Consider the following 12,301-nt stretch of genomic DNA (forward strand, 5'->3'; position numbering starts at 1 on the left):
CGCCCCCCTTCTCATATTCCGATGGAGCGACAGATGGCGACGAGTACCGGATATTCTCTCCGCGCCGGCGAATCCGATGGTGCAAAAACGGGCGCGGACGCTATTGTTCCGCACATGAAGATTCTGGTGATAGAAGACGATCTGGAAGCCGCCGCCTACATGACGAAGGCCTTTCGCGAGGCGGGCATCGTGGCTGATCATGCGAGCGACGGCGAAAGCGGCCTCTTCATGGGCACGGAAAACGCCTATGACGTGATGGTCATCGACCGAATGCTGCCGCGCCGCGACGGCATCTCGGTCATCAGCGAACTCAGGAAACGCGGCATCAATACGCCGGTACTGATCCTCTCCGCGTTAGGGCAGGTGGACGACCGGGTGACCGGCCTTCGCGCCGGCGGCGACGATTACCTGCCGAAACCCTATGCCTTTTCGGAGCTGCTCGCCCGCGTCGAAGTGCTGGGCCGCCGCAAGGGCACACCCGAACAGGACATGGTCTACCGGGTTGGGGACCTGGAACTCGACCGGCTTTCCCACGAGGTGAAGCGGAACGGCAAGGAGATACTGCTGCAGCCGCGCGAGTTCCGCCTGCTCGAATACCTGATGAAGAATGCCGGCCAGGTGGTGACCCGCACCATGCTGCTGGAGAATGTCTGGGACTATCACTTCGATCCCCAGACCAATGTCATCGACGTGCACGTCTCGCGGCTGAGATCGAAGATCGAGAAGGATTTCGACCGGCCGCTGCTGAAGACCATTCGCGGCGCCGGCTACATGATCAAGGACGAGGGGTAGCCCTTGCTCACGCGACTGCGCCTGATGTTCCGATCGACGGCCGTGAGGCTGTCGGCGCTCTATATTCTGCTCTTTGCGCTGTGCGCCGCCTTCCTCGTGTTCTACGTGACGGCGATGTCCGAACGGCTGCTCGTGCAGCAGACCCGCCAGTCGCTGGAGGAGGAGGTGGGCGACATCCAGCGCGCCTATGGCCGCGGCGGCGTCAATCTGCTGCTGCGGATCATGGAGCGGCGCGCCCGCCAGCCGGGCGCCAATCTCTACGTGATCGCCGGTCCCAATGGCGAGATGCTTGCCGGCAATGTCGCTTCCGTGCAGCCCGGCGTTCTCGACCAGGAAGGCTGGACGCGTTTTCCCTTCAGTTACGAGCCCTATTCGGAGAGCGGTGACGCGCGTCCGCATATGGCGACCGCCAACGTGCTCTTCCTCGACAGCGGCCTGAGGATCATGATCGGCCGCGATCTCGGTGAGCCGGCGCGCTTCCGCAGCATCGTGCGGCGGGCGCTGATGGTGGCGCTGGCGATCATGGGCGTCGGCGCCCTGGTGATCTGGTTCGGCATCGGGCGCAATGCGCTCAAACGCATAGACCGCATGTCGGCGGCAAGCCAGAAGATCATGGCGGGCGATCTTTCGCAGCGCCTGCCGGTCGGTCGCTCCGGCGACGAGTTCGACCGTCTTTCGGATTCGCTGAACGCCATGCTCGGGCGCATCGAGAAGCTGAACGAGGGCTTGAGGCAGGTTTCCGACAATATCGCCCACGACCTGAAGACGCCGCTGACGCGGCTGCGCAACAAGGCGGCCGATGCGCTGGCCGAGAAGAACGAGGACACCCGCCAGGTGGCGCTCGAAGGCATTATCGGCGAATCCGACCAGCTCATCCGGACCTTCAATGCTCTGCTGATGATCTCCCGCGTGGAGGCGGGCTCCATCGCGGCGGAAATGTCGGATGTCGACCTTTCGACGATCACAGCGGATAGCGCCGAACTCTACGAGCCGGTCGCGGATGAGGCGGGCCTGAGGCTGGAGACCGAGATCGAGCCGGGCCTGACGGTCAGCGGAAACCGCGAACTGATCGGCCAGGCGATCTTCAATCTGCTCGACAATGCTATCAAATATTCCGGCGAAGGAGAGGGTGAACCGGCAATCAAGGTGAAGCTCGGCCAGCGCGATGGCACTTTCCGTCTTTCGGTCTGCGATAACGGTCCCGGCATTCCCGCGGACAAGCGCGGCGAGGTGACGAAGCGCTTCGTGCGGCTCGACGAAAGCCGCTCGAAGCCGGGCACCGGTCTCGGACTTTCGCTGGTCGAGGCTGTCATGGAGCTGCATGGCGGCTCGCTGGAACTCTCCGCCACGGACGAGACGAATCTCCAGGCGCCGGGGCTTGCCATTACCATGGTCTTTCCCGCACCGAAGCCCTAGGTTGAAGGCCAAGTGAGGTCAGGGAGAGATTCGGGAGGACGCGGGTGGCGGAAAGCGAAAAGCGGCTCGATGCGGTGAAGGCGGATGTGATCCGTCCGCTGAACCAGACGGAGGCGAAAGCCGCTACGGCGGTGCTGAAGGAAATCGGCAGGACCGAGCCTCGCGTCGCCGAGCTGATGAACGGAAACGGTTCGCTCAAGGATTTCCTCATAGCGGCGTTCAGCCTTTCGCCCTATCTGCGTGATACGGCTGCGGTTTCCCCTCATCTCCTGGCGACCGCCATCGGCGCGCCGCTGGAGCCGGTACTTTCAGGGCTGGTCGAGACGGCGCGGCAGAGCTGGCGACCGAAGGACGGCAAGACGCCGACCGAGGCGGATGTCATGACGGCGCTGAGGGCCGCAAAGCGGGGTTTGAGCTTCCTCGTGGCGCTTGCCGACCTTGCCCGCATCTTTTCTGCCAGGGATACGACGCGCTGGCTGAGCGCCATGGCGGATGCTTCCGTCGCCGCGGCGATCGATCACCTGCTGCTCGCCGGCCACGACGGCGGCAAGCTGAAGCTTGCCGATCCGGGCGATCCCGCCAAAGACTCCGGGTTGCTCGTGCTCGGCATGGGCAAGCTCGGCGGACGGGAGCTCAATTACTCCTCCGATATCGACCTGGTGGTCTTCTTCGATCCCGAGGCTGGCATTCTTGCCGACCCGCTGGACGCTTCGGAAACCTACGGCCGGATGATGCGGCGGCTGATCCGCATCATGCAGGAGCGCACGGCGGACGGCTATGTCTTCCGCACCGATCTGCGGCTGCGGCCGGATCCAGGCTCGACGCCGCTTGCGGTGGCGGTCGAGGCGGCGCTTATCTACTATGAGGGTCGCGGGCAGAACTGGGAGCGCGCGGCTTTCATCAAGGCGCGGCCGATCGCCGGCGATCTCGCGGCGGGCGAGGATTTTCTCCGCCAGCTCACCCCCTTCGTCTTCCGCAAGTATCTCGATTACGCGGCGATTGCCGATATCCATTCGATCAAGCGGCAGATCCATGTCCACAAGGGGCATGGCGCGATCGCGGTGAAGGGCCATGACGTGAAGCTCGGGCGCGGCGGCATCCGGGAGATCGAATTCTTCGCGCAGACGCAGCAGCTCATCGCCGGCGGACGCATGCCGCCGCTGCGAGCCAGGGAGACGGAAAAGGCGCTTGCGGCGCTGGCCGACGCGAACTGGATCGCCCCGGAGATCGCCGTTGAGCTGACGGAAGCTTACTGGTTCCTGCGCGACGTCGAGCATCGCATCCAGATGGTGCGGGACGAGCAATCCCACGACCTGCCGAGCACTGACGCCGAGCTGAAGCGCATCGCACTGATGCTCGGCTTTGCCGATACGGCAGGCTTTTCCGAAAAGCTCGAAAGCGTGCTGCGAACGGTCGAGAAGCGTTACGCACGCCTGTTTGAGCAGGAAGCCAAGCTTTCTTCGAGCGACGGAAACCTCGTCTTCACCGGCCAGAAGGAGGACCCCGGCACGCTGAAGACGCTCGCGGCGCTCGGCTTCGAACGGCCGGCCGACATTTCCCGCGTGATCCGGACCTGGCATTACGGCCGGTACCGCGCCACGCAATCGGTGGAGGCACGCGAGCGCCTGACCGAGCTGACGCCCGATCTCCTCAAGGCCTTCGGGGAGAGCAAGCGGGCGGACGAGGCGCTCCTGCGCTTTGACAATTTCCTGAAGGGCCTGCCGGCGGGCATCCAGCTATTCTCGCTGATCGGTAACAATCCGGCGTTGCTTTCGCTGATCGTGACGATCATGTCCTCCGCGCCGAGGCTTGCGGACATCATCGCTTCCAAGCCGCATGTCTTCGACGGCATGCTCGATCCCGGCTTGATGGCGGAACTGCCCACCCGCGACTATCTCTCCGAGCGGCTCGCCACATTCCTCAACGGCGCGCGCCACTACGAGGATCTGCTCGATCGGCTGCGCATCTTCGCGGCCGAACAGCGCTTCCTGATCGGCATCAGGCTTCTGACCGGCGCGATTCCCGGAGCGTTGGCCGCCCGCGCCTTCACCGATCTCGCCGACCTCGTGATCGAGGCGGCGTTTGGCGCCGTCGTCAGGGAAGTGGAGACGGCGCATGGCGTCTATCCCGGCGGGCGGATCGCCGTCATGGGCATGGGCAAGCTCGGAAGCTTCGAGCTGACGGCAGGCTCCGACGTCGATCTCATCCTGCTTTACGACTACGACAGCGAGGTCTTCGAATCCGACGGCCCGAAGCCGCTCGATTCCACGCGCTATTTCACCCGTCTGACGCAGCGGCTGATCTCCGCGCTTTCGGCGCCCATGGCCGAAGGCATTCTCTTCGAGGTGGACATGCGCCTGCGTCCCTCGGGCAACAAGGGGCCGGTGGCGACGAGGATCAACTCCTTCCGCAAGTATCAGCGGGAAGAGGCCTGGACCTGGGAGCACATGGCGCTCACCCGCGCCCGCCTGATCTGCGGCGAGGAGAGTCTTGAAACGGAAGTCCGCGGCGTCATAGGCGAGGTGCTTTCGTCGGAGCGGGACGTTGCCAAGATCGCCGCGGACGTCGCCGAGATGCGGCAGCTGATCGAGGACGAGAAGCCGCCGCGCGACATCTGGGATTTCAAGCTTATCCCGGGTGGTCTCATCGATATCGAGTTCATCGCGCAATATCTGCGGCTTGTCGCGCCGGCAAAGGGCGTTGCCGCCGATACCTACGGTTTCAGCACGGCCGAAACGCTGAAGATGCTAGGCGAAAAGCTGATGAAGCCGGACGACGTGGAAACCTGCCTGACGGCGCTGAGGCTGTTCACGGAGCTTTCGCAGATCATCCGCCTTTGCATCGATGGGCCGTTCGATCCGAAAGACGCGCCGGCGGGGCTTCTGGAGCGCGTCTGCCGGGCGGGAGATTGCCCGGACCTCAGGACGCTGGAAGCCGAGGTCGTTCGTTTCTCGAAGGCGGTACGAACCGTCTTCGGACGGATCGTCAAGCGATCCTGACGGCGGGCAGCGAACTTTCGGGAATATTGATCGAAACGACGGTTCCCTTGCCGGGGCAGGAGCGCATGCGCATCGTTCCGCCGTGCAGCGCGATCAGCGAGCGGGAGATCGCGAGGCCGAGGCCTGAGCCGCCCTTGCTCTTGGCATACTGGCTCTGCACCTGCTCGAAGGGCTGTCCGAGCTTGCCGAGCGCTGCTTTCGGGATGCCGATTCCCGTATCGGCAATCGTCAGCGCCAGACCCCGCTCGGTTTTGCAGGCCCGGAGTTCCACCCGCCCGCCGTCGTCGGTGAACTTCACGGCGTTGGAGAGCAGGTTCAGCATGACCTGCTTCATCGCGCGCCGGTCTCCGCTCATGGTGAGGCCGGTGGAGAGACGCTGGCGGATGGCGATGTTCTTTTCTTCGGCCTGGACCGCGGTGAGGCGCAGGCTCTCCTCGATCAGCGGCGCGAGATCGACGGTTTCCGTTTCGATCTTCAAATGCCCCGCCTCGATCTTCGACATGTCGAGTATGTCGTTGATGACGTTGAGGAGGTGCTTGCCGCTATCGTGGATGTCCTTGGAATATTCGCAGTATTTCGGAGAGCCAAGCGGGCCGAACATGCCGTTCGTCAGGATCTCGGAAAAGCCGAGGATCGCGTTGAGTGGCGTGCGAAGCTCATGGGACATGTTGGCCAGGAATTCGGATTTCGCCTTGTTGGCCGCCTCGGCGCGTTCCTTCTCGGCCTGATAGTTGGCGTTGGCGATGGAGAGTTCCGTCTTCTGCCGCTCCAGTTTCTTCTGTGAGGCGGAAAGATCGCCGATCGTGGCCATCAACCGGCGCTCGCTTTCGCGCAGGCGCTCCTGGTGGCGTTTCAAGAGGGTGATGTCCGTGCCGACTGCGACCATGCCGCCGTCACGGGTGCGCCGTTCGTTGATCTGCAGCCAGCGCTCGTCCGCGAGCTGCACTTCCGTCGTGCGTGAAAGACCGCTGCCGTCCGGATCGGCCACGCGCCGTTCGATCACCGGCCGGGCGGCCGCGGCATTGACGACCGTCCGCTCGGTGCCGGGAACCAGGACGCTGTCCGGAAGCCCGTAAGCCTGCTGGAAATGGGTATTGCACATCACGAGGCGGTCGTTCTTGTCCCACAGCACGAAGGCTTCGGACGTGCATTCGATGGCGTCGGCGAGGCGCTGGTCGGCTTCGGCATAGCGCTGCGCGAGGCGGTGCTGTTCGGTGACGTCCATGGCGATGCCGATGACGTGGGTGCGGCCACTTGCGGTGCGGACAACCTGGGCGCGGGCGCGCATCCAGACGTAATGGCCGGCGGCGTGGCGCATGCGGAAGACCTGATCGACCTGCTTGGCATTGCCGCGGCTGATGGCGCGGGCAAGCGCGTAGAGATTGCCGTCGGTCGGATGCATCATGCGTGCCGCATCGGAAAACGAGATCACGTTGCCGGCCGGCGGCAGGCCGAGCATCTCGTACATCGAGCTGGACCAGAAGAGGCGCCGGTTGGCGACGTCGAAATCCCACAGGCCGCATCGGCCGCGCGAAAGCGCAGTCTCGATGCGCATGTTCGTTTCAAGGAATATGTCGTCGGCGTCGCGGGCCCGCTTCACCTGCATGTAGTAGGCGTAGAGGATGACGAGCAGGATCGCCGAAATGCCGGTGAAGAGCGTGACGTTGAGCGAAACCTCATGGCGCCAGAGCCGGTTTATCGTCTCGATCGAATGGGCGGCGACGATCAGCGCGCCCTCGTTTCCGATCGGCTCGATCGCCGCATAGAAGGGCGTGGCGCCGAAAGAGGTCTCGAACACGCCGAATTGGCGAAGCGTCGTGGTTTCGGGCAGCAGGGCGGCGAGAGGCATGCCGGCATAGCCGCTGGCGGCCGTCGAGCCGCCGAACACCCGGCCCGCTTCATTGACGAAAAGCACGAAGGCGCCGTCTTCCATGCGGTCCTGCGGCAGGAACGCTGCGAAGCGATGCTCCGCTGCCGTGCGGTCGCCGTTCTGGATGAGGCTTTCCATGCCGGAAAAGGCGGCGGTGCCTGTCGCGGCCATCAGCGCCGTCGTGCGCTGCGCCGTCTGATGCATGCGGTCATGTTCCGCGACGATGCCGAGAATGCGGGATGCGGCGACGACGGCGAGGAAGGCGAGGATGAGAAGCGGGATGGAGCGCTTCAGAACCAGCTCCACCCGAGGCTCCTGCCGGGAGATCGGCCTGACGGAAAGCTTCGCGCTTTCGGGAAGCGCTTGCCGCAGCCGCGCGAAGCCCGGAAATTTGAGACGCAAACGCCCCTCGGCCGCGGTTGCCCGCCGCACGTCCGCCATCGTATTCATATTGTCCCTCGTGGTGATTCGCGCGCCGCTCGCTCGAATCTACCCTAATGAATCACTAGTGATTCGCGCTGTCCAGAGGGTTGGTAATATTTTTTTAACCAATTGAATCGAAAGCGAATCCAGAGGATTCGAGTCGGCACCTTCGGCTTTCAGCAGGTCGCGGGAGCTTGCGTGGGGCTCACGCGGGTTGCCAGAAGCGAGATCGCCGCAAGCAGGATGATGCCGCCGCCATAGACATAGGCCGTCATGGAAAGGCCGAGTGCTGGAGCCGCAAGTCCGGCGGCGATCGCCGGGAGGGCGAAGGCAAGATAGCTTTCCACCAGGAAGGCGGAGAAGAGGCCGGCCCGTTCATGAGCCGCTGCGAGCGGCAGCATGATGCGCAGGATATTGGCGAAGATCGATCCGAAGCCGAGGCCGGCGATCGCGGTTCCAAGGAAAAGCACGCCGACATCCTGCAGGTACACGCCGACGAGCGTGACGGCGACGCCCGCTATCAGAACGACCGCGCCGGTCAAGAGGACCCGCTGGGGTCTCCAGGTGCGGAAGATGAAGACGGAAGCGGTGGCGCTGAGCATCAGGGTGGCGACGACGGAGCCGCCGACGAAGGGCGAGGTGAGGCCCGTTGCGATGGCAACCAGCGTCGGCATCAGCGAGAGATAGAACCCTCCGAGCGCCCAACCGGCGATATTGACCGGAGTGACCCGCAGAAGTGTGGAGCGCGCCGCCCGCGGAACGCTGAGCTGCGGCCGCATGGCGGCAAGTGCGCCGGGCCGGCCGGCCGCTGTTTCCGGCATGAAAGCAAGCGCCAGAATGCCGGCAATGGTGACGCCGAGCAGCACTTCATAGATGAGCCGGGTGGGTTCCGGTGCGAAGGCAACCAGCGTGCCGGCGGCGAGCGTGCCGATCATCAGGCCGAGAAAGGCGGTGATGCCGTTGAGAAGCGGGCCTCTTTCCTTGTCGGTATCGAGGATCGCCGCGCCGAATGTGGGGAAGGCGATGCCCGTTCCCATGCCTTGAACGATCCGCGCCGCCATCAGCATGGCGCCGGATTCCGCCAGCATGAAGATCACCAGCGCCGCGGCGTTGAAAAGCAGGGCGAGCAGGATCAGCGGCCGCCGTCCGATGTAATCCGAAAGCCCTCCGAGCGTGAGCAGGGCTGCAAGAAGCGCGAAGGCGTAGGAGCTGAAAATCAGGGTGATCATCGCCGGAGAGAGATGAAAAAGCTCCTGATAGAGATGATAGAGTGGCGTGGGCGCGCTGCTGCAGGCGGAAATCGTGACAGCACCAAGGAAGCTGTAGACGGTCATCCGGGAGGTGGAAGCGGCGGGGGAAAATGGGATGCTCATATCGCTCACCTTAACGCAAATTTTTAGCGTTAGCGGGATATAGTTGCATTTATGCCTTAACGCAATATCTTTGCATTAAGAGATTCCGGCCTGGCGCCGGCAAGGAGAAGAAGAATGGCGAGAGAAATGCTGCGTCAGGGGGGCAGGAGCGCACGGATACAGGCCGAGGTGCATCGCACCGTTCAGGAACTCCTGAAAAGCATGGACCGCGGCGCGATCACCGTCCCGATGATCGCGGAAAGGGCAGGGGTGACGCCCTCGACGATCTATCGCCGCTGGGGCGATCTTTCCGAACTCCTCGCGGATGTCGCGGTTGCCCGGATGCGGCCGATCGCCGACCCGGACGATACCGGGGCGCTGGTCTCGGATATCGAGGCTTTCATCCTGCAATATGCCGAGGAAATGTCCTCCAGGGTCGGCCGGGCCATGCTTGTCGATGTCGTCGGCAGCGTGGAGGGGGAAGCAGCCGCGCAATGCTGCCGATATACCTACCATCACCTGGAGACGCTGCGGGAGCGCGCCGTGATGCGCGGCGAGAGGCCCTTCGACATCGACGAGGCCATCGACCGCATCATGGCCCCGATCGTCTACCACATTCTGTTCGGCGATCGCGAACTCTCGCCGGATTATTGCCGCTCCCTGGTTGACCGCTTTTTCGGGAAATAGCCCACCGATCACTCGTCATCCTCGGGCTTGTCCCGAGGATCTACCACCGATCGTAAATCAAGCCGTTGCAGATCCTCGGGACAAGCCCGAGGATGACGGATGAACGGGTCTCACCCCTTCAATATGCGCTCCACGATGTCGCGCACGTCGCTCGAAAGCGAGGAGGCGCGTTCGATCGTCATCAGTGCGGCGCGTGCGTGATCGGCGCGCTGCGGCTCCAGTGAGCGCCAGGAGCGCATCGAGGTGAGGATGCGGGCGGCGAGTTGCGGGTTCTTCGGATCGATCGCAAGAATCTGCTCCGCCAGGAACCGGTATCCCTCGCCGTCGGCGCGGTTGAAGCCGGTCGGGTTCGAGAAGGCGAAGGTGCCGATCAGGGCGCGGACGCGGTTCGGGTTGGTGGAGACGAAGCGCGGATTTTGCATCAGCGCCTTGATCCGGTCGAGCGTGTGGGCTCCCGGAATGGTCGCCTGAACCGAGAACCACTTGTCGATGACGAGCGGATTGCCGTCGAAACGGGTGAGGAAGCTCGCAAGCGCCGCCGTCGTTTCCGACGCATCGGGGAAGCGGTGCGCAAGCAGGGTAAGGGCCTGCGCGAGATCGGTCATGTTGTCCGCCAGGGCGAAGGCTTCGGCCGCGCGGGCGGGCGAAGCCTCGGCATAGGTGAGATAGGAGAGCGCGAGGTTGCGGAGCGCCCGTCTGCCGGAACCCGCCGCGTCGGGGATGTAGGCTCCCTCGGCCTTCATTCCAACAAAGAGGCGGGTAAAGGTCTTCCAGCCGGCCTCGGCGATTGCCGATAGGATGGCATTTCGGCCGGCATGGATGGCGTCCGGATCGTTGTTCTCGCCGAGTTCGCGGGCGATATCCGCCTCGCTCGGCAGTGTCAGCGCCTGGGCGCGGAAGGCAGGCTCCAGCGTTTCGTTGGCCGCCGCCTCCAGAAGCGCCCGGATCAACACCGGATCGCAGCTCACCTCCCGCCCCTCGCGGACATCGCGCGCCGCCTGCATCAGGTTCGGCATGGCAAGATCCGTCAGCGCCTGCCAACGGGCGAAGAGGTCGGTGTCGTGCCGTGCGATATGGGCGAGATCGTCCGGCGCCTGGTCGAGATGCAGGTTGATCGGTGCCGAGAAGGAGCGGTTGAACGACAGCACCGGCCGGGAGGCGATCCCGGAAAAGGTGAAGGTCTGCTTGCGGCGGGTTAGATGCAGCACGTCGCCGGTCACCTCGCCGCCGGCCACGCTTTCGGGCGCGGCAAGCGATCCATTGCCCAGGATCAGCGCGAAACTGAGCGGGATGTGCATCGGCTCCTTGATGAGCTGGCCCGGCGTCGATGGGACCTTCTGCTCGAGCGAAAGCGTAAACGTGGCACTCTTGGCGTCATAGCTGCCCGAGGCGGTCACCAGCGGGGTGCCGGCCTGATGGTACCAGAGCGAGAACTGCGAGAGATCACGCCCGGTGGCGTCCTCGAAGCACTTCACGAAATCCTCGACGGTCGCCGCCTCGCCGTCATGGCGCTCAAAGTAGAGGTCCATACCCTTCTTGAACCCGTCCCGGCCGAGAAGCGTGGCGATCATGCGGGTGACTTCGGAGCCCTTTTCGTAGACGGTCGCCGTGTAGAAGTTGTTGATCTCGCGATATTGCGTCGGCCGCACCGGATGGGCGAGCGGCCCTGCATCCTCAGGAAACTGTTCCGCTTTCAGGTGCCGCACCTCGGCGATGCGCTTGACGGGGCGGGAACGCATGTCTGCCGAGAACTCGTGGTCGCGATAGACCGTCAGACCTTCCTTGAGGCAGAGCTGGAACCAGTCGCGGCAGGTGATGCGGTTGCCGGTCCAGTTGTGGAAATATTCGTGCGCGATGATCGCCTCGATATTCGCGTAATCCTGATCAGTCGCGGTCTCGGGATCGGCCAGCACGTATTTGTCGTTGAAGACGTTGAGGCCCTTGTTCTCCATTGCTCCCATGTTGAAATCGGAGACGGCGACGATCATGAAGATGTCGAGATCGTATTCGCGGCCGAAGCGTTCCTCGTCCCATTTCATCGAGCGCTTCAGCGCATCCATGGCGTAAGCCGCGCGCGGCTCCTTGCCATGCTCGACATAGATCTTCAGCTTCACCTCGCGGCCGGACATGGTCGTGAAGCTATCCTCGACGACGCCGAGATCGCCGGCCACCAGCGCAAAGAGATAGGCGGGTTTCGGATGCGGATCGAACCAGGCCGCGAAATGCCGGCCCTCGTCGAAATTGCCGCCGCCGAGATAATTGCCGTTCGAGAGCATCACCGGATTGGCCGCCTTGTCGGCGACGATGGTGACCGTGTAGGGCGCCAGCACATCCGGCCGGTCCGGGAAATAGGTGATGCGGCGGAAGCCTTCCGCCTCGCATTGGGTGCAGTAGACCCCATTGGTGCGGTAGAGGCCCATCAACTGGCTGTTGGCCTCGGGATTGATGAAGGTCGTGATGGTGATCTCGAACGGTGCTTCGGCCGGCAGGTCGCGGATCGTCAGCTTTTCCGCCGTCGCTTCGTACTGTCCGGCCGGGATCTCGGACTGGTCGAGCAGCAGGCCGGAAAGGGTCAGCTCGTCGCCGTCGAGCTCGAGCGGAGCGGAGGGATCGACACCTTCGCGGCGATGAAAGATCAGCCTTGCCTCCACCTTGGTATTGGCCGGATCAAGCTCGAAGGTCAGATCGACGCGTTCCAGGACGAAATCGGTGGGGCGGTAGTCTGCCAGATGAACGATCTGGCCCGTATCTGTTCGCATGGT

Annotated in this window: 7 protein-coding genes; 4 read left to right on the top strand and 3 right to left on the bottom strand. The window is 63.6% G+C overall.

What is annotated here, in order from left to right:
- Window positions 1–33: 33 nt before the first annotated feature.
- From ACE04I_RS11805 to ACE04I_RS11815, 3 genes are read left to right on the top strand one after another with little or no spacing between them, the layout of a single operon-like run.
- Window positions 34–792 carry a response regulator transcription factor gene (locus tag ACE04I_RS11805; protein ID WP_046795681.1) on the top strand — a complete coding sequence of 253 codons (759 nt, stop codon included), beginning with the start codon at window positions 34–36 and terminating at the stop codon, window positions 790–792.
- A gap of 24 nt (window positions 793–816) precedes the next feature.
- Window positions 817–2,208 (top strand): sensor histidine kinase, encoded by a 1,392-nt coding sequence (locus tag ACE04I_RS11810; RefSeq protein WP_046796033.1) that lies wholly within the window; start codon window positions 817–819, stop codon window positions 2,206–2,208.
- A gap of 44 nt (window positions 2,209–2,252) precedes the next feature.
- Window positions 2,253–5,207: a bifunctional [glutamine synthetase] adenylyltransferase/[glutamine synthetase]-adenylyl-L-tyrosine phosphorylase gene (locus ACE04I_RS11815; protein WP_046795680.1), complete on the top strand. Its 2,955-nt coding sequence runs from the start codon at window positions 2,253–2,255 to the stop codon at window positions 5,205–5,207.
- Here ACE04I_RS11815 and ACE04I_RS11820 read toward each other — a convergent pair.
- The gene (locus ACE04I_RS11820; protein WP_046796032.1) at window positions 5,194–7,518 is read right to left on the bottom strand and encodes a PAS domain-containing sensor histidine kinase; all 2,325 of its coding nucleotides are present in this window, start codon (window positions 7,516–7,518) and stop codon (window positions 5,194–5,196) included. The two genes, ACE04I_RS11815 and ACE04I_RS11820, sit on opposite strands and share 14 nt — an antisense overlap.
- Window positions 7,519–7,676: 158 nt before the next feature.
- A complete protein-coding gene (locus ACE04I_RS11825; RefSeq protein ID WP_046795679.1) occupies window positions 7,677–8,873 on the bottom strand; it encodes an MFS transporter in 1,197 nt (398 codons plus the stop codon).
- 114 nt (window positions 8,874–8,987) lie between these two features.
- On the opposite strand from ACE04I_RS11825, the gene ACE04I_RS11830 reads away from it, so the two are divergent.
- Complete coding sequence (locus tag ACE04I_RS11830; RefSeq protein ID WP_046795678.1) at window positions 8,988–9,539, top strand: TetR/AcrR family transcriptional regulator; 552 nt, start codon at window positions 8,988–8,990, stop codon at window positions 9,537–9,539.
- Between the two features lie 110 nt (window positions 9,540–9,649).
- Here the strand turns inward: ACE04I_RS11830 and pepN are convergent, their stop codons facing one another.
- The gene (gene pepN, locus ACE04I_RS11835) at window positions 9,650–12,298 is read right to left on the bottom strand and encodes an aminopeptidase N (RefSeq protein WP_487207075.1); all 2,649 of its coding nucleotides are present in this window, start codon (window positions 12,296–12,298) and stop codon (window positions 9,650–9,652) included.
- Window positions 12,299–12,301 lie beyond the last annotated feature (3 nt).

This window comes from Rhizobium moroccans (assembly GCF_057559155.1).